Annotated in this window: 23 protein-coding genes; 11 read left to right on the top strand and 12 right to left on the bottom strand. The window is 63.2% G+C overall.

The window, feature by feature from the left end:
- Positions 1-3: 3 nt before the first annotated feature.
- The 6 genes from araD1 to M1E12_RS18930 are packed head-to-tail and all read left to right on the top strand — an operon-like array spanning position 4 to position 6,819.
- Positions 4-969 (top strand): AraD1 family protein, encoded by a 966-nt coding sequence (araD1, locus tag M1E12_RS18955; protein ID WP_479562910.1) that lies wholly within the window; start codon positions 4-6, stop codon positions 967-969.
- Between the two features lie 49 nt (positions 970-1,018).
- Entirely contained in the window at positions 1,019-2,764 is a 1,746-nt protein-coding gene (gene araD, locus M1E12_RS18950; RefSeq protein WP_113459096.1) for an L-arabinonate dehydratase, read from the top strand.
- A gap of 11 nt (positions 2,765-2,775) precedes the next feature.
- A complete protein-coding gene (locus M1E12_RS18945) occupies positions 2,776-3,705 on the top strand; it encodes a Gfo/Idh/MocA family protein (RefSeq protein WP_479562909.1) in 930 nt (309 codons plus the stop codon).
- Between the two features lie 21 nt (positions 3,706-3,726).
- Positions 3,727-5,241 carry an aldehyde dehydrogenase (NADP(+)) gene (locus M1E12_RS18940; protein ID WP_479562908.1) on the top strand — a complete coding sequence of 505 codons (1,515 nt, stop codon included), beginning with the start codon at positions 3,727-3,729 and terminating at the stop codon, positions 5,239-5,241.
- Positions 5,242-5,250: 9 nt separating this feature from the next.
- Positions 5,251-6,180 carry a 2-dehydro-3-deoxygalactonokinase gene (locus M1E12_RS18935; protein ID WP_479562907.1) on the top strand — a complete coding sequence of 310 codons (930 nt, stop codon included), beginning with the start codon at positions 5,251-5,253 and terminating at the stop codon, positions 6,178-6,180.
- Positions 6,181-6,183: 3 nt separating this feature from the next.
- Positions 6,184-6,819 carry a 2-dehydro-3-deoxy-6-phosphogalactonate aldolase gene (locus M1E12_RS18930; protein ID WP_479562906.1) on the top strand — a complete coding sequence of 212 codons (636 nt, stop codon included), beginning with the start codon at positions 6,184-6,186 and terminating at the stop codon, positions 6,817-6,819.
- Between the two features lie 272 nt (positions 6,820-7,091).
- On the opposite strand, the gene M1E12_RS18925 is transcribed toward M1E12_RS18930, so the two are convergent.
- Entirely contained in the window at positions 7,092-7,829 is a 738-nt protein-coding gene (locus tag M1E12_RS18925; RefSeq protein WP_374725530.1) for a DUF1223 domain-containing protein, read from the bottom strand.
- 211 nt (positions 7,830-8,040) lie between these two features.
- Positions 8,041-10,734: an aconitate hydratase AcnA gene (gene acnA / locus M1E12_RS18920; RefSeq protein WP_113459090.1), complete on the bottom strand. Its 2,694-nt coding sequence runs from the start codon at positions 10,732-10,734 to the stop codon at positions 8,041-8,043.
- A 273-nt stretch (positions 10,735-11,007) separates the two neighbouring features.
- On the opposite strand from acnA, the gene ccmA reads away from it, so the two are divergent.
- The 5 genes from ccmA to M1E12_RS18895 are packed head-to-tail and all read left to right on the top strand — an operon-like array spanning position 11,008 to position 13,892.
- Complete coding sequence (gene ccmA / locus M1E12_RS18915; RefSeq protein ID WP_479564921.1) at positions 11,008-11,655, top strand: heme ABC exporter ATP-binding protein CcmA; 648 nt, start codon at positions 11,008-11,010, stop codon at positions 11,653-11,655.
- A complete protein-coding gene (gene ccmB, locus M1E12_RS18910) occupies positions 11,652-12,311 on the top strand; it encodes a heme exporter protein CcmB (protein ID WP_113377858.1) in 660 nt (219 codons plus the stop codon). The genes ccmA and ccmB overlap by 4 nt, the downstream gene beginning before the upstream one ends.
- Before the next feature lie 59 nt (positions 12,312-12,370).
- Positions 12,371-13,138 (top strand): heme ABC transporter permease, encoded by a 768-nt coding sequence (locus M1E12_RS18905; protein ID WP_479562905.1) that lies wholly within the window; start codon positions 12,371-12,373, stop codon positions 13,136-13,138.
- The gene (ccmD, locus tag M1E12_RS18900) at positions 13,135-13,308 is read left to right on the top strand and encodes a heme exporter protein CcmD (RefSeq protein WP_479562904.1); all 174 of its coding nucleotides are present in this window, start codon (positions 13,135-13,137) and stop codon (positions 13,306-13,308) included. Before M1E12_RS18905 ends, ccmD begins: the two co-directional genes overlap by 4 nt.
- Positions 13,305-13,892 (top strand): DsbE family thiol:disulfide interchange protein, encoded by a 588-nt coding sequence (locus M1E12_RS18895; protein ID WP_479562903.1) that lies wholly within the window; start codon positions 13,305-13,307, stop codon positions 13,890-13,892. Before ccmD ends, M1E12_RS18895 begins: the two co-directional genes overlap by 4 nt.
- Positions 13,893-13,902: 10 nt before the next feature.
- Here M1E12_RS18895 and M1E12_RS18890 read toward each other — a convergent pair whose 3' ends face one another.
- From M1E12_RS18890 to thiC, 10 genes are all read right to left on the bottom strand, one after another.
- Positions 13,903-14,493, bottom strand: coding sequence for a DUF2585 domain-containing protein (locus M1E12_RS18890; protein ID WP_479562902.1), 591 nt, complete (start codon positions 14,491-14,493; stop codon positions 13,903-13,905).
- Complete coding sequence (locus tag M1E12_RS18885; RefSeq protein WP_113459084.1) at positions 14,490-15,131, bottom strand: septation protein A; 642 nt, start codon at positions 15,129-15,131, stop codon at positions 14,490-14,492. The genes M1E12_RS18890 and M1E12_RS18885 overlap by 4 nt, the downstream gene beginning before the upstream one ends.
- A gap of 27 nt (positions 15,132-15,158) precedes the next feature.
- Positions 15,159-16,517 (bottom strand): signal recognition particle-docking protein FtsY, encoded by a 1,359-nt coding sequence (ftsY, locus tag M1E12_RS18880; protein WP_479564920.1) that lies wholly within the window; start codon positions 16,515-16,517, stop codon positions 15,159-15,161.
- Between the two features lie 19 nt (positions 16,518-16,536).
- Positions 16,537-17,826 carry a tRNA (N(6)-L-threonylcarbamoyladenosine(37)-C(2))-methylthiotransferase MtaB gene (gene mtaB / locus M1E12_RS18875; protein ID WP_479564919.1) on the bottom strand — a complete coding sequence of 430 codons (1,290 nt, stop codon included), beginning with the start codon at positions 17,824-17,826 and terminating at the stop codon, positions 16,537-16,539.
- Positions 17,826-18,734 carry a diaminopimelate epimerase gene (dapF, locus tag M1E12_RS18870; RefSeq protein WP_479562901.1) on the bottom strand — a complete coding sequence of 303 codons (909 nt, stop codon included), beginning with the start codon at positions 18,732-18,734 and terminating at the stop codon, positions 17,826-17,828. The genes mtaB and dapF overlap by 1 nt, the downstream gene beginning before the upstream one ends.
- Before the next feature lie 87 nt (positions 18,735-18,821).
- Entirely contained in the window at positions 18,822-19,427 is a 606-nt protein-coding gene (locus M1E12_RS18865; RefSeq protein WP_479562900.1) for a thiamine phosphate synthase, read from the bottom strand.
- Positions 19,424-20,200, bottom strand: coding sequence for a thiazole synthase (locus M1E12_RS18860; RefSeq protein ID WP_479562899.1), 777 nt, complete (start codon positions 20,198-20,200; stop codon positions 19,424-19,426). The genes M1E12_RS18865 and M1E12_RS18860 overlap by 4 nt, the downstream gene beginning before the upstream one ends.
- Position 20,201: 1 nt before the next feature.
- Positions 20,202-20,399: a sulfur carrier protein ThiS gene (thiS, locus tag M1E12_RS18855; protein ID WP_479562898.1), complete on the bottom strand. Its 198-nt coding sequence runs from the start codon at positions 20,397-20,399 to the stop codon at positions 20,202-20,204.
- A complete protein-coding gene (thiO, locus tag M1E12_RS18850) occupies positions 20,396-21,379 on the bottom strand; it encodes a glycine oxidase ThiO (protein ID WP_479562897.1) in 984 nt (327 codons plus the stop codon). The genes thiS and thiO overlap by 4 nt, the downstream gene beginning before the upstream one ends.
- Positions 21,376-23,214, bottom strand: a complete 1,839-nt coding sequence (gene thiC / locus M1E12_RS18845) for a phosphomethylpyrimidine synthase ThiC (protein WP_479562896.1) — start codon at positions 23,212-23,214, stop codon at positions 21,376-21,378. Before thiC ends, thiO begins: the two co-directional genes overlap by 4 nt.
- Positions 23,215-23,303 lie beyond the last annotated feature (89 nt).

Below are 23,303 nucleotides of genomic sequence, written 5' to 3'. Positions count from 1 at the left end.
CTTATGTTTCTCTCGCAATTGAAGGCTGGCGGCATCATTTGCCGCCAGGGTGAGGCTGCGCGCCTTGTCCCAGGTTTCAACACCACTTACGAACTCGCCAAGGCGGCCATCGCCGCCGGCACCGATGTCGCGACCCTGATCGAAAAGCAGGGTGCCGGCGACAGCGTCGACCTCGTGGCGCTCGCGGCCGAAGGCAAGCTCGACTGCCCCGTCCGTCATCCGGATCCGGCGCACATGTATCTGACCGGCACGGGTCTCACCCATACCGGTTCGGCCTCGGCCCGCGACAGCATGCATGCCGATACGGCCGGCATGAGCGATTCCATGAAGATGTTCCGCATGGGCATGGAAGGCGGCAAGCCGAAGCCCGGCGAAATCGGCGTTCAGCCGGAGTGGTTCTACAAGGGCAATGGCTTCAACGCGGTCGCACCCGGTGAAGACCTCGTCTCCCCGTCCTTCGCGCTCGACGGTGGCGAAGAGCCCGAAATGGCCGGCTACTACATCATCGGTGAAGATGGCACGGCGCATCGCCTGGGCTTTTCCGTCGCCAACGAATTCTCCGACCACGTGACCGAGAAGATCAACTATCTCTTCCTCGCGCATTCCAAGCTGCGCCCGGCCTCCTTCGGCCCGGAGCTTCGCGTCGGCGCCCTGCCGGATCACGTCGAGGGTACCTCGCGCATCATCCGTGGTGGCCAGACCGTATGGGAAAAGCCGTTCCTGTCGGGTGAGGCCAACATGTCCCACACGATCGCGAACCTCGAATATCACCACTTCAAATACGCGCTTTTCTGCCAGCCCGGCGATCTGCATGTGCACATGTATGGCACGGCGACGCTTTCGGTTGCTGACGGCTTCGTTACGCAGGAAGGCGACGTGTTCGAGATCGAGTCCCCGCAATTCGGTCTTCCGCTGCGCAACCGCCTGGCAAAGGCTGCCGCAGAGACCGTCAAGGTGAAGATGCTCTGAGCGGATCGGCCTGCCGACCCGCCCATTCAACAGAGACAGGACGATAGCCATGAGCAAGTTCAAACCGGCGGCCTGGCCGCGCCAACTGAGATCGCAGCACTGGTATGGCGGCACGTCGCGCGACACCATCTACCACCGTGGCTGGCTGAAGAATCAGGGTCATCCGCATGACCTGTTCGACGGGCGTCCGGTCATCGGCATCCTCAACACCTGGTCGGACCTGACCCCCTGCAACGGCCATCTGCGCGAACTGGCGGAGAAGGTGAAGGCAGGCGTGTGGGAGGCCGGTGGCTTCCCGGTCGAAATCCCGGTCTTCTCGGCGTCGGAAAACACCTTCCGTCCGACGGCCATGATGTATCGCAACCTTGCGGCGCTCGCCGTCGAGGAAGCCATGCGCGGTCAGCCGATCGATGGCGCCGTTTTGCTCGTCGGCTGTGACAAGACCACCCCGTCGCTCGTGATGGCAGCGGCCTCGACCGACCTTCCGTCGATCGTCGTCACCGGTGGCCCGATGCTGAACGGCTATTTCCGCGGCGAGCGCGTCGGTTCGGGCACGCATCTGTGGAAGTTCTCCGAAGCCGTGAAGGCCGGCGAGATGAGCCAGGAAGAGTTCCTCGAGGCCGAAGCCTCGATGTCGCGCTCCAGCGGCACTTGCAACACCATGGGCACGGCCTCGACCATGGCGTCGATGGTTGAAGCCCTCGGCATGGCACTGTCCGGAAACGCTGCCATCCCGGCCGTCGACAGCCGCCGCAAGGTGATGGCGCAGCTTTCCGGGCGCCGCATCGTGCAGATGGTCAAGGACGACCTGAAGCCCTCCGACATCATGACCAAGGAAGCCTTCGAAAACGCGATCCGCGTCAACGGGGCAATCGGCGGCTCGACCAATGCCGTCGTGCATATCCTCGCAATGGCCGGCCGCGTCGGCGTCGACATCACGCTCGACGACTGGGATCGCCTCGGCCGTGATATCCCGACGATCGTCAACCTGATGCCGTCCGGCAAGTATCTGATGGAAGAGTTCTTCTATGCCGGCGGCCTGCCCGTCGTTATCAAGATGCTCGGCGAAGCCGGCAAGCTGCACAAGGATGCGCTGACCGTCTCCGGCGAAAGCATCTGGGACGAGGTCAAGGACGTTCGCAACTGGAACGAGGACGTCATCCTGCCGGTCGACAAGGCGCTGACCCAGCAGGGCGGCATCGTGGTCCTGCGCGGCAACCTCGCGCCGAAGGGCTGTGTCTTGAAGCCGTCGGCCGCGTCTCCGCATCTGATGAAGCATCGCGGCCGCGCCGTGGTCTTCGAAGACATCGACGACTACAAGGCGAAGATCAACGACGAGGCGCTTGATATCGACGAGACCTGCGTCATGGTCCTCAAATATTGCGGCCCCCGCGGCTATCCAGGCATGGCGGAAGTCGGCAATATGGGCCTTCCGCCGAAGGTCCTGCGCAAGGGCATCACCGACATGGTCCGGATCTCGGATGCGCGCATGTCCGGCACGGCATACGGCACGGTTCTCCTGCACACCTCGCCGGAAGCCGCGCGCGGCGGTCCGCTCGCCATCGTCAAGAACGGTGACTTCATCGAAGTCGACGTCGAAGCCCGTCGCGTGCATCTCGACATCTCGGACGAGGAAATGCAGCGCCGTCTCGCCGAATGGCGTCCGCCGGTGGAGCCGCCGGCAAGCGGCTATGCGAAACTCTTCCATGACCATGTCGAGGGTGCCGATACCGGTGCCGACTTCGACTTCCTGAAGGGCTGCCGCGGTTCGCCGGTCGGCAAGGACGCACACTGAGGAACGGGACCATGGCAGATCGCATTCCGCTCGCGCTTGTCGGCATCGGCAAGATCGCCCGCGACCAGCACATTCCGTCGATCGCAGGCGGTGACGATTTCGTCGTTGCCGCCGGTGTCAGCCGTCACGGTAAGGTCGAGGGGGCCGAGAACTTCACGGATTTCGACGAGTTCCTCGCCGCCCGTCCTGACATCAAGGTCGTCTCGCTCTGCACGCCGCCGGAAGTCCGCTTCGACATGGCAAAGGCCGCGATTGCTGCCGGTCGCCATGTGCTGATGGAAAAGCCTCCGGCAACCACGCTCGGTGAAGCCGAGGCCCTTTCGGAGCTCGCTGCCAAGGCGGGCGTAACGCTCTTTGCCACCTGGCACTCGCGCTTTGCCCTCGGTGTCGAGCCCGCCAAGCAATGGCTGGCGGACAAGGTGATCCAGTCGATCTCCATCGTCTGGAAGGAAGACGTCCGCCGCTGGCATCCCGGCCAGGCCTGGATCTGGGAGCCGGGCGGTTTCGGCGTCTTCGACCCGGGCATCAACGCCCTGTCGATCCTGACCGAGATCGTGCCTGGTCACATCATGGTGCAGAAATCCACTCTCGAGTTTCCGGAAAACAAGAAGCAGCCGATTGCCGCTTCCATCGCCATGCGGACCGTCGAAGGCGCGCCTGTTACGGCCGAATTCGACTGGCGACAGGAAGGGCCTCAAACGTGGGACATCACAGTCCAGACGAATGAAGGCGAGCTGCGTCTTTCAAAGGGCGGCTCGGAACTCTATATCAAGGGGACCGAACAGGCGTCCGGCCCGGATCGCGAATATGCGGGCATCTACGAACGCTTCGCCCATCTCATCCGCTCCCGCCAGAGCGACACTGACTATCAGCCGCTGCGCATCGTGGCGGATTCCTTCCTCTGCGGGGAACGGAAAGTCGTCGCTCCCTTCGAAGACTGACATGAAAAGGAGGCCCATCCCATGGCCTATACACCGACTGGAAAACACCTGATCGCCGGCAACTGGGTTGCCAGCACGGATACCTTTGCCTCGTCGCCTGCCACGGGCCCCTCCCACACCTTCTCCAAGGGTACCCCTGCCCTCGTCGATCAGGCGGCCAAGGCTGCCGAAGAGGCATTCGAGACCTATGCCTATTCGACGCGCGAAGAGCGTGCGGCATTCCTCGAAGCCATCGCCGAGGAAATCGATGCCCGTGGTGACGCGATCACCGAGATCGGTTCTCAGGAAACCGGCCTGCCGGAAGCCCGCCTGGTTGGCGAACGTGGCCGTACCGTCGGCCAGCTCCGCCTGTTTGCCTCGCATATCCGCAAGGGCGACTATCTCGATCGTCGCCACGACGAAGCCCTGCCCGACCGCAAGCCGCTTCCGCGCCCGGACCTGAAGATGGTCCAGCGCCCGATCGGTCCGGTCGCCGTCTTCGGCGCCTCCAACTTCCCGCTCGCCTTCTCGACGGCCGGTGGCGACACCGCGGCAGCCCTTGCTGCCGGTTGCCCGGTCGTGGTCAAGGCGCATGATGCCCATCCGGGCACGGGTGAAATCGTGGCTTCGGCCATCGATGCCGCGATCAAGCGCTGCGGCGTGCATCCCGGCGTCTTCTCGCTGGTTCATGGCGGCAGCCGTGACGTCGGCCAGGCGCTGGTCCAGCATCCGCTGATCAAGGCCGTCGGCTTCACCGGTTCGCTCGGCGGTGGCCGCGCACTCTACGATCTCTGCGCCCAGCGTCCGGAGCCGATCCCCTTCTTCGGCGAGCTCGGCTCGGTCAACCCGATGTTCATGCTGCCCAAGGCTGTTGCCACCCGCGGCGAAACCATCGCCAAGGGCTGGGTCGGTTCGCTCACCATGGGTGCCGGCCAGTTCTGCACCAATCCGGGTATCGTCGTCCTGCTGAAGGGCGCCGACGCCGACAAGTATGTCGAAACGGCAACCGAAGCCCTGTCGGCCGTTGGTCCGCAGACCATGCTGACGGACGGTATTGCGGATGCCTATCGCAAGGGTGCGACCAAGATCGCCGGCACCGAAGGTGTTCGTTCGGTCCTGACCTCCACCTGCGACCTGCGCAATGCAACGCCCTATCTCTTCCAGACGACGGCGAAGGACTGGCTCGACAACCACGTGCTGGGCGAAGAGGTCTTCGGACCGCTCGGCCTGATCGTTATCGCCGAGAGCGAAGACGAAATGGTCGCCATGGCGCGCAGCCTTTCGGGTCAGCTGACCGCGTCGATCCATCTCGCCGATGGTGACGAGGCCCTCGGCAAGCGTCTGATGCCGATCCTGGAGCGCAAGGCCGGCCGCGTGCTTGCCAATGGCTTCCCGACCGGTGTCGAAGTCGCCGATAGCATGGTTCATGGCGGTCCCTACCCGGCCTCCACGAACTTCGGCGCGACCTCCGTCGGCACGCTGTCGATCCGCCGCTTCCTGCGACCGGTCTGCTATCAGGACATCCCGGCCGCCCTGCTGCCGATCGATCTGGCCTAAGGAGCCGACGTGACTGCATCACCGTTTGCCGCGCTCGTCGATTGGGGCACCAGCAACCTGCGCATCTGGCTCGTCGACAGCCAGGGCGCGGTCCTCGGTGAGAGGCAGTCGCCTGAGGGTATGGGCAGCCTGGACAAGGCTGCCTACCCCGCCGTGCTGGAAGGGCATCTTTCCGCACTTGGCGCGCCATCGGATCTGCCGGTGGTTGTCGCCGGAATGGCCGGTGCCCGGACCGGCTGGCGCGAAGCGCCTTACGTGGAAACGCCCGCCCCGCTGGTCGGCCTTTTCCAGCATGCGGTCCAGCCGGAAGGCGTGAGCCGTCCGGTCTATATCCTGCCCGGCGTTTGCCAGCGCGAGGGTGGCGCCTATGACGTCATGCGCGGCGAGGAGACACAGCTTGCCGGCGCGCTCGAGCAGAGGCTGGACAACGCTCTCTTCTGCCTGCCGGGCACCCATTCCAAATGGGCGCTCGTTGAAGACGGCCAGGTGCGCCGCTTCTCCACCGTGATGACGGGTGAACTGTTCAACCTGATCAGCCGGCAATCCATCCTGCGGCTGTCGGTGCCCGAAGACGGGGACGCAGAAGCAGATCCTGAGATTTTCGACGCGGCGGTTGCCCAGGCGCTCGAACCCGGCTTTGCCCTCACATCCGTTCTTTTCTCGATCCGCGCCGAGGGCCTGCTTGCGCCGGACGCCAAGATCAACCCGGCCGCGCGCCTTTCCGGTCTTTTGATCGGCGCCGAAATCGCGGCTATCCGGGACGACCTCCAGCGCCACGGGAAGGCCTATCTGATCGGGACCGGTAAGCTTACACGTCTCTATGCCCGTGCGATCACCAAAGCCGGTGGTGAGCCTGTGATGCTCGATGGCGGACTGCTCGTGCGCCGCGGCCTGCTCGCTTCGGCGCTTTCCCTCTTCGACCACGAATTCAAGGACTGACCGATGACCGCCTCCGTTGCCTGGCCCGCGCTTCGTCGTAACCTCGTAGCCATCCTGCGCGGCATCAAGCCGACCGAGATCGAGGCGACCGTTGATGCACTCGTCGAGGCGGGCTTCGAAGCGATCGAAGTTCCGCTGAATTCTCCGGATCCCTTCGTCTCGATCGAGAAGGCCCGCAAGCGCGCGCCGGCAAACGTGCTGATCGGCGCGGGTACCGTTCTGGAAGTGGCGCAGGTCGATCGCCTGCACGATGTCGGCGGGAACCTGCTGGTCACCCCGAATGTCGAACCCGATGTCATCCGACGTGCCGTCTCGCATGGCATGGTGGCGATGCCGGGCGTGTTCACGCCAAGCGAAGCACTGCTTGCCGCCAGATGCGGTGCGGCGGCGCTTAAATTCTTCCCGGCGAGCGTGCTGGGGCCTGGCGGCATCTCCGCGATCAAGGCGATCCTGCCGCCGCATCTGCCGATCGGCGCCGTGGGCGGCGTGTCGGACGCGAACTTTGCCGATTACTGGAAGGTCGGCGTGCGGGCTTTCGGTCTGGGCTCCAGTCTCTACAAGCCGGGCGACGATGCCAAGCTCATCGGCGAGCGTGCCGTCAAGAGCGTTGTTGCCTACGACGCGCTGCTCCAGAGCTGAGCTTTCATACCCTATTTGCGAGAAAGGCCTGCCCGCGATGTCGGGCAGGCCTTTGTCGTTTCGGGATTCGGCGATTTCTTGTGACGATTATCACGCGTCAAAGCGGATAAACGCGCGGCTGCCCAAATTTGAACATACCTGCGCCGCTTTTTGCGATAGAGTATAACTAACTTGGTTGGCGCGGTGCGCCAAACGGTCCGGTCTGGCGCATTGACCCCTTACCCCCAGCCCCCCAATGCTTCCGGGCCGGACCACACCAGGTTCTTTTCCCTTCAAAGTGTCTTCGGCTTGTCCATCATCACCGTCGCTCCGACGATGTGCGAGGGATTGCCCTCGCTGTCTGCGGCTTGCAGAAGAATGGCGCAGCCGTCGCTCTTGTCGTCGCCCATGCGCTTGGCCGGCAGCGTCAGATCGAGAGCCTTGCCGTCCCACATGCCGACGGTCTGCACATCGGTCACGCTGTGCCAGTAGTCCAGGTTCTGCCCGACATTCTCGCCCTTCAGCACTTCGACGGTCTGATGCTGACGGAAATAGACGACGACAACGTTTGCCTTGCCTCTCCCGGCACCGACGGAGATCGTCAGCTGATCGTCATGGCGGGAGGCACGGATCGGCACAACAAGGCCCTTGCCGGCGTCCTGGAGCCGCTCGAGCCGCCGGTCGATATCGACAGCGTCGGTGCCCTTCAGATGTTCGCGCCCATTCAGCACCGCCTGCGGCGTGTAGACGCCGCTGCGGCCGAAGGCCTTGGCATAGGCATATTGCCGTTCGGTGTTCTCGGGAGAGGCCAGCGTGTCGGCCCAGCCGAGGTAATTCCAGTAGTCGACGTGATAGGACAGCGCCACGACCTCGCCATCGCGCACCAGCCGTTCAAAGGCGCGATCGGCCGGAGGACAGGAGCGGCAACCCTGCGAGGTGAAGAGCTCGACAACGCCCTTCGGCTCTGCAAACTCGCCGGCCGTCGCCCCCTCGGGCGCGGCTGACAGGAACAGGACGCCAAGAGCCGTCATCGCCCATGCCGTGGCCCGTCTGCCTGTCCTGATGAAATTCGTGTGCTGCATGCTATCGAGATGCCTTCACTTGAGTGCTGCACTGATAACGCCTCAGCGCTTCAGCGGGAAGTCACGATGGGGTGAAACTTTCGGCACTGGATCCGCAGCATGAACCACGCAAAAGGCCGCCGGTTGCCCGGCGGCCTTTCACAAGTTTGTTTTGTCAGTCTCAGGCGGCGAGGTCGCGCAGAACGGTCTGCAGGATGCCGCCGTTGTTCATGTAGGTGACCTCGTCGAGCGTATCGATGCGGCAGAGCAGCGGTACGTCCTTCACCGTGCCGTCGGAGTAGGTGATCTTGGCGATCTTCTTCTCGCGCGGCTTGATCTCGCCTTCCAGGCCTTCGATCGTCACGATCTCGTCGCCCTTCAGGTTCAGCGAAGCCCAGGTGGTGCCGTCTTCGAAGGTGAAGGGCACGACGCCCATGCCGACGAGATTCGAGCGGTGGATACGCTCGAAGGACTGCGCGATCACGGCCTTGACGCCGAGCAGGTTGGTGCCCTTGGCAGCCCAGTCACGCGACGAGCCGTTGCCATATTCGACGCCGGCGAAGATGACGAGCGGAACGCCCTCTTCCTTGTACTTCATGGCTGCATCGTAAATCGACAGCTCTTCCTTGGACGGATAGTGGATGGTGTAGCCACCTTCCTTGCCGTTCGGGCCGAGCATGTGGTTGCGGATGCGGATGTTGGCGAAGGTGCCGCGCATCATGACTTCGTGGTTGCCACGACGCGTGCCGTACTGGTTGAAGTCGGCGACTGCGACGCCGTTCTCCGTCAGGTAAGCGCCGGCAGGCGAGGCTGCCTTGATCGAACCGGCCGGAGAGATGTGGTCGGTGGTGATCTTGTCGCCGAAGAGACCGAGGACGCGGGCGCCCTTGATGTCCTTCAGGCCCGAGCCGGTCTTGCCCATGCCCACGAAGTAAGGCGGGTTCTGGACATAGGTCGACTTGTCGTCCCAGGCATAGGTCTGGCCTTCCGGAACCTGGACGGCCTGCCAGTTTTCGTCGCCCTTGAAGACGTCGGCATACTTCGATTCGAAGAGGGCGCGGGTGACGTATTTCTGGATGAACTCCTGCACTTCGGCAGAGGTCGGCCAGATGTCCTTCAGGTAGACCGGGTTGCCGTTCTGGTCTTCACCGATCGGCTCCTTGGTCAGGTCCTTCTGGACCGTGCCAGCGAGCGCGTAGGCGACGACGAGCGGCGGGGAGGCGAGGTAGTTCGCCTGGACGTCCGGCGAGATACGGCCTTCGAAGTTACGGTTGCCCGAGAGAACGCCGGCAGCGATGATGCCCTTGTCGTTGATGGTCTTCGAGATCGGACCCGGCAGCGGGCCGGAATTGCCGATGCAGGTCGTGCAGCCGAAGCCGACGAGGTTGAAGCCGAGCGCGTCGAGCTCCTTCTGCAGGCCCGACTTTTCGAGATATTCGCCCACGACCTGGGATCCAGGTGCGAGCGAGGTCTTCACCCAAGGCTTGGTCTTCAGGCCCTTGGCGACGGCGTTGCGAGCCAGCAGACCGGCCGCAATCAGCACGCTCGGGTTCGAGGTGTTGGTGCAAGACGTAATGGCGGCGATCGCCACGTCACCATGGCCGAGATCGTAGTCGGTGCCTTCGACATCCCAACGCTGGGTCAGCTGGCCCGGCTTCTTGTAGTCGCCTTCGAGAGCGGTCGCGAAGTTCGGTGCGATGGTTTCCAGCGGCAGGCGGCCTTCCGGACGCTTCGGGCCGGCCATGGACGGCACGACGTCGCCGAGGTCGAGTTCGAGCGTGTCGGTGAAGACGAGCTGCGAGCCGTCATTGTCACGCCACATGCCCTGAGCCTTCGAATAGGCTTCGACGAGTGCGATGCGGTCCTTGGTGCGGCCCGACATGTCGAGATAGCCGACAGTGGCCGAATCGACCGGGAAGAAGCCGCAGGTCGCGCCGTATTCCGGACCCATGTTGCCGATGGTTGCGCGGTCGGCAACCGGCAGCGTGTCGAGGCCAGAGCCGTAGAATTCGACGAACTTCGAGACAACGCCCTTCTTGCGCAGCATCTGCACGACGGTCAGAACGAGGTCGGTCGCGGTGACGCCTTCCTTCAGCGTGCCGGTCAGCTTGAAGCCGATGACTTCAGGCAGCAGCATGGAGACGGGCTGGCCGAGCATGGCAGCTTCGGCTTCGATACCGCCCACACCCCAGCCGAGAACGCCGAGACCGTTGATCATCGTGGTGTGGCTGTCCGTGCCGACGCAGGTGTCGGGATAGGCGATGGTCTCGCCGTCCTCGTCCTTCGTCCAGACGGTCTGGCCGAGATATTCGAAGTTCACCTGGTGACAGATGCCGGTGCCCGGAGGAACGACGCGGAAGTTCTTGAATGCCTGCTGGCCCCACTTCAGGAAGCGATAGCGCTCGCCGTTGCGCTGGTATTCCAGCTCGACGTTGCGGGCGAAGGCCTGGGGCGTGCCGAATTCGTCGACGATGACGGAGTGGTCGATGACGAGGTCGACGGGAACGAGCGGGTTGATCTTTTCCGGATCGCCGCCGAGGTTCTTGATGCCGTCACGCATGGCGGCGAGGTCGACGACGGCGGGAACGCCGGTGAAGTCCTGCATCAGCACGCGGGCCGGGCGGTAGGCGATTTCAGCTTCGGTCAGGCCCTTGTTGACGAGCCAGGCGGCACAGGCCTCGATATCGGCCTTGGTGACGGAACGGCCGTCTTCGTTGCGCAGAAGATTTTCGAGAAGCACCTTCATCGAATAGGGGAGCTTCGAAACCCCGGCGAGACCGTTCGCTTCGGCCTTGGGAATGCTGTAGTAGACATAGTCCTTGCCGTCGACGGTCAGGACCGACCGGCAATTGAAGCTGTCGAGAGATTTAGCCACGGATAGAAACCCCGCTTAGACTGATAGCCAACACATTCGTGCGGACGCCTATGCACTTCATGCACATCAGGATGCGGGTACGACCATTTCCGCTGTCCGCACGTGAAAACCGCTGCTTGCGATGTTCAAGTTCGGCACAAGGATGAACTTCACGCCGGCCGCTGGCGTGGTTGCAGGTCTTATAGATAATTTCTAAGAAAGGCGCCAGACCGACGAAGGGCGAAATCGGATTTTTTTATGAGGCAGGCCTCATCCTGCCAGAAGGCGACCATGATCAGGCTTGAAGCCGAAAATCTCTCAGCGCGTCGTGGCGAGGATCTGATTTTCGTTAATGTTTCCTTTAGGTTGAATGCCGGAGAGGCGCTGGTTCTGACAGGCCGAAACGGCTCTGGAAAATCGACGCTTCTGCGCGTCGTCGCCGGTTTGCTTCGCCCGGAATCGGGGCAGGCGATCTGCGTGTCCGATGCCGTCGATGAGCCGCGTCCGGCGGGGGAATTCAGCCACTACCTCGGTCATCGCAATGGCATGAAGCGCGAATTGACCGTTGCGGAAAACCTTGCCTTCTGGAAGTCCTTCCTCGGAGATGCCATAGGCGGGATCGGTGCGAGCGTCGAGGAGGCCGCCGCCGAAGTGGGGCTCTCGGGGATCACCCACCTGCCCTATGGTTATCTTTCTGCGGGACAGCAGCGGCGGTTCGCCATGGCGCGGCTCCTCGTCGCTTACCGTCCGATCTGGATTCTCGACGAACCGACGGCCGCCCTCGACCGCAAGGCGGACGCGATGTTCGAAGACCTCGTGCGTCGGCACCGACAGTCGGGAGGCATCGCTCTGGCCGCAACCCATCAGCCGCTCGGGATGGAGGGCGCCCAGACGCTGGAGATGCTGGGCTTCGAGGGTGTCGATCTGGAGTATTCCGCATGATGGCGTTGTTTCTCCGGGACCTGAAGCTCTCTGTCCGCGCCGGTGGCGGCGCGCTGATCGGCGTGCTCTTCTTCACCACAGTGGTCGCCGTCATTCCCTTCGGCGTCGGCCCCGATCTCAATCTTCTTTCGCGGATCGGACCTGCCATCGTCTGGATCGGGGCCCTGCTCTCAGCTTTGCTCGGGCTCGATCGCCTGTTCCAGGCGGAACGCGACGATGGTTCGCTCGACATCCTGCTGATGCAGGAAACGCCGCTCGTGCTGACGGTGCTCGTCAAATGCCTGGCGCATTGGGTGGCGACCGGCCTGCCGCTCGTGATTGCCTCACCGCTGCTCGGGCTCTTCATGAATATGGACGAGGTCGCGATCGGTGCCGTGATGCTGACGCTCCTGGTCGGTTCGCCGGCGATCACCTTCATCGGTGCGGCCGGTGCCGCGGTTGCCGTGGCACTGCCGCGCGGCGGTCTGCTGGTGTCTATCCTCGTTCTGCCGCTTGCCGTCCCCGTGCTGATCTTCGGTGTCAGCGCTTCCTATGCGGCGGTCGAGGATCCGGCGCCCTTCCTGCCGCCTTTCCTCTTCCTGACGGCGATCACCCTTCTCTTTGCCGTGATCGGACCGGTGGGCGCGGCTGCAGCGCTTCGCAGTTCGGCCGACTGAGACATTTCGGCTTGACCAGGATCAATTGCAGGGCCGCTTGAGACAGGCTAGAACGTGCTATGACCGACAACAGCCTTGCCGTGACCAAGATCATCGACCTCGCCAACCCGACGCGATTCCTCGCTTTTGTCGAGCGGGCCCTGCCGTGGTTCGTCGGGCTGACCCTCCTGCTTTTCGTGGTAGGCCTCTATCTCGGCTTCACCTCCGAAATGGATTACCAGCAGGGCGACACCGTGCGCATCATGTATGTGCATGTGCCGGCCGCCTGGCTCTCGATGATGTGTTACTCCGTGATGGCGCTCTCGGCGATCGGCACGCTGGTCTGGCGTCATCCGCTGGCCGATGTCAGCCACAAGGCTGCCGCCCCGCTCGGCGCGGCCTTCACCCTGATTGCGTTGGTCACCGGTTCGCTCTGGGGCAAGCCGATGTGGGGCACCTGGTGGGTCTGGGATGCTCGCCTCACCTCGGTCTTCGTGCTGTTTCTGATGTATCTCGGCCTGATCGCGCTCAACCGCTCCATGGATGATCCCTCCAAGGCGGCGCGCGTCAGCGCCGTTCTCATCCTGGTCGGCTTCGTCAACATTCCGATCATCAAGTTTTCGGTCGACTGGTGGAACACGCTGCATCAGCCCGCCAGCGTCATGCGGCTCGATGGTCCGACGATCCATCCGGAGTTTCTCTGGCCGCTTCTCATCATGGCGCTGGCCTTCACTCTCCTCTTCTTCACGCTGCATATGATGGCGATGCGCAACGAAATCTGGCGCCGTCGCGTCGGGGCACAGCGCCGCCTGGCCGCTCGTCAGGCTGGCCGGGAGCATCAGGCATGACCCACGCCTTTTATGTCATCGGTTCCTATCTGCTAACGGCGGGTATCTGTCTTGGCTTGTCCGCCTGGGTCTATCTCGATGGTCGAGCGCGTCAGGCGGAGTTGAAGACGCTCGAAGCACAGGGCGTCCGCCGCCGATCGGCGTCGCCCTCCCAGGATGCAAAGGCATGACGCAGCAGGGCGAACGTGACATGCCGGCGGCCAAGGGGCGTGCACGCTATCTGATCGCAGCCCTGCCGCTCGTGCTGTTTGCCGGGCTTGCCGCGGTGTTCATGACGCAGCTCCAGTCCGGCCGCGACGTCTCGGAAATTCCCTCGGCCCTCCTCGGCACGAAGGCACCTGCTCTTGAACTCGCAGCACTCGATGGCTCAGAGCGGCCGGCACTGACCACCGCAGCGATCACCGGCAAGCTGACGCTGGTCAATGTGTTTGCTTCCTGGTGCGTGCCCTGCCGGCAGGAGCATCCGATGCTGCTGGAGCTCTCCAAAGATCCGCGCGTCAATGTCGTCGGGATCAACTACAAGGACCGCAACGACAATGCGCTGCGCTTCCTCGGCGAACTCGGCAATCCTTACGCCGCGATCGGCGTCGATCCGAACGGCAAGGCTGCGATCGACTGGGGTGTCTACGGCATTCCGGAAAGCTATCTCGTCGGCCCCGACGGCACGATCCTCTACAAGAAGGTCGGCCCCTTCGACCCCGAGAGCTTTGAAGCCCAGCTGATGCCGGCGATCGAAAAAGCGCTCGCCAACTGAGCCTTCTCGATCAGAGGGCTCCCTGCCAGGTCTTCACCGCCTCGATCGGCCAGACGAGCATGACGACGTTGAGCGTCAAATTGTCCCGGATGATGAGGGCCGTCACGATCTCGAACGCGATCGCAATTACGACAGTGAGCCAGACGGGCATGCGGGCTGCGAAGAAGAAGCCCGCAATCATCGAGACCATGTCCATCCCGGAATTGAGGATGCTGTCGCCGCTATAGCCGACCGCCATGGTGGCCGTCCGGTAGCGGTCGATGACGATGGGGGAGTTTTCCAGGATTTCCCAGCCCGCTTCGATGAGGGCTGCGAGCGCAAGCTTTGCCGTCAGCGGCTTCCTGCGCAGCACCAGCCAGCCGAGGCCATAGAAGAGAAAGCCATGGATGATGTGAGAGGGCGTGTACCAGTCGAAGATGTGCTGGGAATTGCCGGGCGTGTTCACGCCCGCTTCAAAGAGCTTCACGTAGCCGCATTCACAGATCCAGATGCGGCCCATCAGATACTGGGAGACGATCTGGACCAGGATGATGACGAATGTCACCGCCAGCCAGAAACGCGTCGTTGAATGCTCGCCGCTCTGGCTGGTCGTCTCGGTCATTGCTCTTCCTTGTCTTCCAGCGAATGCTTCATGATCAGCGGCATCTGGGCCAGCGTGAAGAGGATGGTGATCGGCATCGTGCCCCAGACCTTGAAGCTCACCCAGACGTCATCGGAGAAATTGCGCCAGACGACCTCGTTCAGCACCGCGAGGAAGAGGAAGAAGATGCCCCAGCGGAGCGTCAGCTTCTTCCAGCCTTCCGCGTCGAGCTGGAAGGCGGCGTTGAAGACATAGCCCAAAAGCGAAGTGCCGAAGGCGAGGCCACCCAGCAGAACCACGCCGAAGAGCGTGTTGACGATCGTCGGCTTCATCTTGATGAAGGTCTCGTCCTGCAGCCAGATCGACAACCCGCCGAAGACCAGAACCACGATGCCAGACACGAAAGGCATGACCGGCAGGTGCTTGAAGACGATCTTCGAAATGATCAGCGAGATGACCGTTGCGACCATGAAAAGGGCGGTCGCGATCAAAAGCGGTCCGCCGATCGCGGTCAGCTCCGGAAAGGTCTTGGCCAGCCACTCGCCGCGCAGGTTGCCGAAGAAGAAGATCAACAACGGTCCGAGTTCGAGCGCCATCTTCAGCAGAGGATTCTGCTTTTCAGCCTTGGACGCGTGGGTATCGGTGGATGTGTCCGACATGATGTCGTTCCCTAATGTTTCCGGCGCTCAGCGCGCGATGCCGGCAATGGCGCTGGCGAAGTCTTCCGCCTCGAAAGGTTCGAGGTCGTCGATGCCTTCGCCGACGCCGATGAAATAAACGGGCAGCTTGTGTTTGGCGGCGATGGCAACCAGAATGCCGCCGCGCGCCGTGCCGTCGAGTTTGGTCATGATCAGGCCGTTGACGCCCGCGACGTTCCGGAAGATCTCGACCTGCTGCAGGGCGTTTTGGCCCGTCGTCGCATCGAGCGTCTGCAGCACGGTATGCGGCGCATCCGGATCGAGCTTGCCGAGAACGCGGACGATCTTTTCGAGTTCCGCCATCAGCTCCGCCTTGTTCTGCAGGCGCCCGGCGGTGTCGATGATCAGAACGTCGGATTTCTCCGCCTTGGCGCGCTCGAAGGCTTCGTATGCGAGGCCGGCCGCGTCGGCGCCGAGCTTGGTGCCGATGAAGGTCGAGCCGGTGCGATCCGCCCAGATCTTCAGCTGTTCGATGGCGGCTGCACGGAAGGTATCGCCGGCGGCGAGCATCACCTTCAGCCCTGAGCCCGAAAGTTTGGCGGCGAGCTTGCCGATGGTCGTCGTCTTGCCGGTGCCGTTCACACCGACGACAAGGATGACATGCGGCTTGTGGCTGAGATCGAGTGCGAGCGGCTTGGCCACTGGCTTCAGCACCTTGACGATCTCGGTCGCCATGATCTTGGTCACGTCCTCGCCGGTCACATCCTTGCCGTAGCGCTCGGAGGCCAGCGTGTCGGTGACGCGCAGCGCCGTTTCTACGCCGAGGTCGGCCTGGATCAGTAGGTCTTCCAGTTCCTCCAGCGTTTCGTCATCCAGCTTGCGCTTGGTGAAAAGGGCGGAGATCTGGCCCGTCAGCTGCGAGGAGGTGCGGAAGAGCCCCGCCTTTAGGCGCTGGAACCAGCTCAGTTTTTCCGTCGGGGCAGGGGCCTCGGGCTCTGGAGCGCGCGCCTCAGCGGTGGCGAAGCCCTTGGGCAATACGGGGACGACAGGTTCGGTTGCGGACGCGGTGACGGCCGCTGGCTCTTCCTCTGGTGCCGCTTCACTCGCCGGGACTTCCTCAACCGAGGTGTCTTCAGCCTCTTCCTGGGCTTCCGCCTCGAGCAATTCGAGCGGCACCATCGAAAGATCTTCGGATGACAGATCATCAGACGGTCCGCCTGCCGTTTCCATTTCCTCGGCGAGAACCGGGTCCTCGGCGACGGGCAAATCTTCGTCGCGACCCTTCGGCTCGCTTTCGGCCGAGATCGCAGCCTTTTCCTCGGCCGTCAGCTCCGCCGGCGCACCGGGCGCTTCTGCGGGCTTCTCCTTGCCGAAGGTGAAGACTTTCTTGATGAAGCCGAGGGCCATGGTCACTCTATTCCGTCTGTCAGGCAGCCGCGTTTGTCGCTGCCGATGCAATCGTCAGATGGCGACCGTTATGGCCGCCGATCAAGACCTCGATGAGGCTGCCGGGTTTCATGCCGGGCGCTGCCGCGAGGGTGAAGTCTTCCGTATGCGCCATTTCGTTGCGCTCCACCAGCAGCTTCTGGCGAGTGCCAACGCGCGATGCGAGGTGCATAGCCTGCAATCGATCGGCAACGGTTCGAAGTTCCGCCGCGCGTGCCTTGACGACTGCCCGATCAAGCTGCGGCATCCGGGCTGCCGGCGTGCCGGGGCGGGGGCTGTAGGGGAAGACGTGCAGGTGCGCGATGCCGATTTCCTCGGCGAGGCGCGCCGAGTTTGCCGCCATCTCCTCGGTCTCCGTCGGGAAACCGGCGATCATGTCGGCGCCGAAGGCAAAGCCGGGGCGCAGGCGCCGGACCTGTTCGGCAAAGGCAATCGCATCGGCGCGGGAATGCCGGCGCTTCATGCGCTTCAGGATCATGTCGTCGCCATGCTGCAGCGACAGATGCAGATGCGGCATGAAACGCGGCTCGTCTGCAATCAGGTCGAAGAGGTGGCTGTCCGCCTCGATGCTGTCGATCGAAGAGAGGCGCAGGCGCAGGATCTCCGGCACCTGTTTCAGAAGCGTCTTCGCGAGAAGTCCCAACGTCGGTTTGCCGGGCAGGTCTGCGCCGTAACTCGTCGCGTCCACCCCCGTCAGCACCACCTCGCGATAGCCGTTCTCGACGAGCTTGCGCGCCTGCTCGACGACGGCGCCCATCGGCACGGAGCGCGAATTGCCGCGGCCGTAGGGAATGATGCAGAAGGTGCAGCGGTGATCGCAGCCATTCTGCACCTGCAGGAAGCCGCGCACATGGCCGTCGATATGCGCCACCATCTGCGGTGCCGTCTCGGTCACGCTCATGATGTCGTTGACGGCGACTTTCTCCTCCGCGGAGACGCCGAAATCCGGCAGGCGGCGATAATGCTCGGCCTTGAGCTTTTCCTCGTTGCCGAGGACGGCGTCGACCTCGGGCATATCAGCGAAGTTTTGCGCTTCGGTCTGGGCAGCACAGCCGGTGACGATGATGCGGGCATGCGGGTTTTCCCGCCGCGCCCGGCGGATCGCCTGGCGGGCCTGACGCACGGCTTCCGAGGTGACCGCACAGGTGTTTACGAGGATGGCATTGTCGAGGCCGGCCTTGGCGGCTTCAGCCTTCATGACTTCGGATTCGTAAGTGTTGAGGCGACAGCCGAAGGTGATAACCTCGACGGCACCTTTCTGTTCAGAGATCACGGGGTCGCGGCCTCTGCCTGCCCGCTCTCGTCACGTTCCCAGTCCCCGGTTGCCGGATCAACCATGCCCGACCATTCCCATTCGGCGGGACCAGTCATGACGACCTTGTCGTCTGGGCGCCAGTCGATGGTCAGCGTGCCGCGATTGGGGCTCGAGGCCACCGTGATCGTCACCTTGCGTTCGGTGCGACCGGTGCGCGCTGCAGACACGCCAGCAGCACAGGCGGCAGAGCCGCAGGCGAGCGTCAGGCCGGCGCCGCGTTCCCAGGTGCGCGTCACCATTGATGTCTTCGAAGTAATCTGGGCCAGCGTGATATTGGCCTTCTCCGGGAAGATCGGATGGTTTTCCAGGAGAGGCCCGAAGCGTTCCAGGTCATAGGTCATCGGATCCCGATCGACCCAGAAGACGGCATGCGGATTGCCCATCGACATGGCCGAGGGTGAATGCAGGATCGGTGCGTCGATCGGGCCGATCTGCAGCTCGATGCGGCTGGTGTCATGGAATTCTTCAGACAGCGGGATCTTGTCCCAGGCAAAGACCGGCTTGCCCATGTCGACGGAGATCGTGCCGTCCTGATGCTCGACGGCATTCAGGATGCCGGCAATGGTCTGGAAGGTGAAGCTCTTGCTGCCGGTTTCGCTGGCAAGCGCCTGGACCACACAGCGCGTGCCGTTGCCGCAGGCCTGGGCCTTCGAGCCGTCGCAATTCAGGATGTCGATATAGGCGTCGGTGCCGTCGAGCTTCGGATCGTGGATCGCCATGATCTGGTCGAAGGCGGTCGCCGGGTCGGCGGCGAGCGCAATCGCGGCAGCCGGCGTCACCCGGTCGGTGCGACCGCGCATGTCGACGACCAGGATCTTGTTGCCAAGCCCGTTCATCCTAGCGAATTCGACCCGATCCGACATCGTCACTCCAGAAAGCTGCATTTTCAGCCTATATGGCGGAAATGCAGCCGAATTACCAGTGGAGCGACCAAAACCGCGCATGCATGGTCAACGCCAGCGCTCGGTCACATCAAGCCATTCCCGGGTTCGCGCCTCCGGATCGACATTGAGCGTGATGTCGGTGACCACGGCCGCACTGTCAGCACCTGCTGCGAAGACGCCAGGTAGACGGTCGGGGCGAAGCCCGCCAATCGCAATCAGGGGCAGGGGGGCGATCTTTTCCTTCCACACCGTCAGCCGTTCCAGGCCCTGCGGCGCCCAGGGCATCTTCTTCAGGATCGTCGGATAGACAGGGCCGAGGGCGACATAGTCAGGCTCGGCGGCGAGCGCCGTTTCGAGTTCCGCCTCGTCATGGGTCGAGAGGCCAAGTTTCGGGCCCGCGCTGCGGATCGCCGCGAGGTCTGCCGTTGCCAGATCCTCCTGGCCGAGATGCACGAAGTCGCAGGCCTCGTCGATGGCGATCTGCCAGAAGTCGTTGACGATGAGCTGGCAGCCATGATCGGCACAGCATTGCTTGGCGCGGCGGATGTGCTGGCGAAGCACGCTTTCCTCAGCTTCCTTCATCCGCAGCTGCACCAGCTTGACCCCCAGCGGCACAAGCCGCTCGATCCAGTCGGCACTGTCGACGATGAGGTAGAAGGGATCGAGCTTCATGCGAAGACCCCTTTGCCGATGACGGGGGTGGATGGCACGGCCATGTCGCGCGGCTCCAGCATCCCGGCGTGATACGCGGCATGTCCTGCCTCGATCGCCTTGGCAAAGGCCTCTGCCATGGCAGCCGGATCACCGGCACTGGCGACGGCGGTGTTGAGCAGCACGGCATCATAGCCGAGTTCCATCACCGCTGTGGAATGGGACGGGCGCCCGATGCCGGCGTCAACGATCAGCGGCACATCCGGGAATTCTGCCCGCATGGATTTGAGTGCCGGCAGATTCTGCGGCCCCATGGCGCTGCCGATCGGGGCACACCAGGGCATCAGCACCTGGCATCCGGCGGCGAGCAGCTTTTCCCCGACCACCAGATCATCCGTGGTGTAGGGGAAGACCTCGAAGCCCTCGGAACCGAGGATCTTCGCCGCTTCCACAAGTTCGAAAACATCCGGCTGCAGTGTGTCGTGATGGCCGATGACCTCGAGCTTGATCCACGTGGTGCCGAAGACCTCGCGCGCCATCTTTGCCGTCAGCACGGCTTCGCGGGCGCTGTGGCAGCCGGCGGTGTTGGGCAGGACATGCACGCCGAGATCGCGGATCAGCTGGAAGAAGGCGCCACCCGCCTTGCCGCCTGCTGTTTCCCGGCGCAGCGACACCGTGACGATCTCAGTCTTCGATCGCCGTACGGCCTCTGCCAGGATGGCGGGCGAGGGGTAGCGCGCCGTGCCGAGCAGGAGGCGCGAGGAGACTGTCTTGCAGTAGAGTTCCAGGTCCATCTCAGCCTCCCTGCATGGGCGAAAGGATCTCGATCCGGTCGCCCTCCTTCAAAGGATGGGCGGCGCGCTCCTCGCGGTGAACCAGGTCGCCATTGACGGCGGTGGCCAGCCAGTCGCCCTCATAGTCGAGCTTTGCGAGCAGCTCGGCGAGGTTGCCCGCATCGATCTCCAGCGCTTCTCCGTTGACGGTGAGCTTCATGTGGTCCTCCTTCTCTCAGATGCGATTGTGTTCGTCAGCCTCTCCGCCGCCTCATGCGCCAGGGCTGGCGCCAGCAGAAAGCCATGGCGGTGCATTCCGGCCACGGCCAGGCCTTCGGAGGTTTCGATGAGGCGGGGCACATTGTCCGGGAAAGCCGGCCGGATGCCGGTGCCGGTTTCTACGATGCGTGCCTCGGCAAATGCGGGGTGCAGCGCATAGGCGGTGTTGAGCAGCTCCATCATCGAACGCGCCGTGATCGGCCCGTCATCCTCAGTCTCGATCATGGTCGCGCCCAGCATGAACAGCCCGTTGCCGCGCGGCACGATGTAGAGCGGGTGGCGGGGATGCAGGAGGCGTACGGGACGGGAGAGGCTCACTTCAGCCGTTTCCAGATAAAGCATCTCGCCGCGCACGCCGCGCAGCCCTTCGATCTTGCCGATCGCCTGTGGTCCCCGGCAATCCACGACGCTCGCATAGTCTCCCGCATCACCGGCCTCCTCTCCGAAGCGGAAGGAGACACCCAGCTGCCGGGCCGCCTGATAAAGACCCCGAAGAGCCTTGCGAGGATTAAGATGCGCCTCGTCTGAAAAGAAGAGGCCGCTGCCGAAACGCCCAGCGAGATCCGGCTCAAGCTCTGCGATCTCTTCCTCGCCCAGCCAGCGATGGCCGCGCGTGCGGGTCGCAAAGCGCTTGAGGTCAGCAAGATCGCGGGGATTGGCCAGCACAAGCGTTCCCTGGCGTCGGACGAGACCGGGCACGGCCTCGTCCCACCAGTCGGCAGCGGAAAGGCCTGATGTCAGCACGATCTCTTCCGCCGCCTCCCGCTCGCAATAGGGGGCGAGCATGCCACCCGCCCAATGGGAGGCGCCAAGCCCGATATCGGCCCGGCGCTCCACGACCTCGACAGGAATACCCCTGCGTGCCAGTTCCAGCGCCGTCGCGAGCCCCGCGACACCGGCGCCCTTCACGAGAACGGTCATGACCGCTCTCCCGTTTCGAGTGCTGCGACCTCGTCCGCCGTCATGTAGAGATCGCCGCCGGCGCGGTATTTCTCCGCCATGGCGGTCAGGCCCTCCTTCTGGGCCTCGGCGCGGATGTCATGCGAGATGCGCATCGAGCAGAATTTCGGCCCGCACATCGAGCAGAAATGCGCGACCTTGTGCGCCTCCTTCGGCAGGGTTTCGTCATGGAAGGCGCGGGCGGTTTCGGGATCGAGCGACAGGTTGAACTGGTCTTCCCAGCGGAATTCGAAGCGGGCACGGCTCAGTGCATCGTCGCGCAGCTGCGCTGCCGGATGACCCTTGGCGAGATCGGCGGCATGGGCTGCGATCTTGTAGGTGATGACGCCCGTCTTCACGTCGTCGCGGTCGGGCAGACCCAGATGCTCCTTCGGCGTGACATAGCAGAGCATGGCCGTGCCGAACCAGCCGATCATCGCGGCACCAATCCCCGAGGTGATGTGATCGTAACCGGGTGCGATATCCGTCGTCAGCGGCCCCAGCGTATAGAAGGGGGCCTCGCCGCAGGTCTTCAGCTGCTTGTCCATGTTCTCCTTGATCTTGTGCATGGGAACATGGCCGGGCCCCTCGATCATCACCTGGCAATCCTTCTCCCAGGCAATCTTGGTCAGCTCACCCAGCGTTTCCAGTTCGGCAAACTGGGCGGCATCATTGGCATCGGCAATCGAGCCGGGGCGCAAGCCATCGCCCAGCGAGAAGGAGACATCGTAGGCGCGGCAGATGTCGCAGATTTCCTCGAAATGCTCGTAGAGGAAGCTTTCCCTGTGGTGATGCAGACACCACTTGGCCATGATCGAACCACCGCGCGAGACGATGCCGGTGACGCGGTTCACGGTCAGCGGAATGTAATGCAGCCGCACGCCAGCATGGATGGTGAAGTAGTCGACGCCCTGCTCGGCCTGCTCGATCAGCGTGTCGCGATAGACTTCCCAGGTCAGGTCTTCGGCAATGCCGCCGACCTTTTCCAGCGCCTGATAGAGCGGCACGGTGCCGATCGGCACGGGCGAATTGCGGATGATCCAGTCACGGATGTTGTGAATGTTGCGGCCGGTCGAGAGGTCCATGACCGTGTCGGCGCCCCAGCGGATCGCCCAGACCATCTTCTCGACTTCCTCGGCCATGGAAGAGGTGACGGCGGAATTTCCGATATTGGCATTGATCTTCACCAGGAAGTTCCGGCCGATGATCATCGGCTCAAGTTCCGGATGGTTGATGTTGGCCGGGATGATCGCCCGTCCCTGGGCGATCTCCTGGCGGATGAATTCCGGCGTCACGTGATCGGGGATCGAAGCAGCGAAACTCTCGCCGTCGCGGACAAGCGCTTCTTTCGCGGCCTTGCGGCCAAGGTTTTCGCGGATCGCCACATATTCCATTTCTGGCGTGATGATGCCGGCGCGGGCATAGGCAAGCTGCGTCACGGACTTGCCGCCCGTGGCACGAAGCGGTTGATGTTTCACGGGAAACGCCGGTGTCAGCTTGTCGGCAGAGACAAAACCATTGTCCTCGGGTTTGACCGCGCGGCCGTCATATGCCTCGACATCGCCGCGTGCCTTAACCCAGGCTGTCCGGTGCCGGGCAAGCCCCTGATCGATGGCGATGGTCGCCTGCGGGTCGGTATAGGGACCTGAAGAGTCATATACATTCACAGGCGGTTCGCCGGAGGTCGGGTGCAGCGCGATCTGGCGCAGGGGCACGCGGATATCCGGGTGCATGTCCCCTGCTAGGAAGATCTTGGTCGAGGCGGGAAGCGGCCCGGTGGTGACGTCGGGCTTTGGGAAGTTGGGGGCAATGTTCATCGTGGAGCTCCAAGTGTTCAGGTTGGAGACCCAGTCATGTCAGCCGGAATGATGGAAAGACGCCACGGGATTCGGGTTTTCGAATCGTC

It is taken from the genome of Rhizobium sp. K33 (genome assembly GCF_056501445.1).
Note: the sequence above shows the minus strand (reverse complement) of the source record. Positions and strands in the feature narration are given on the sequence as shown.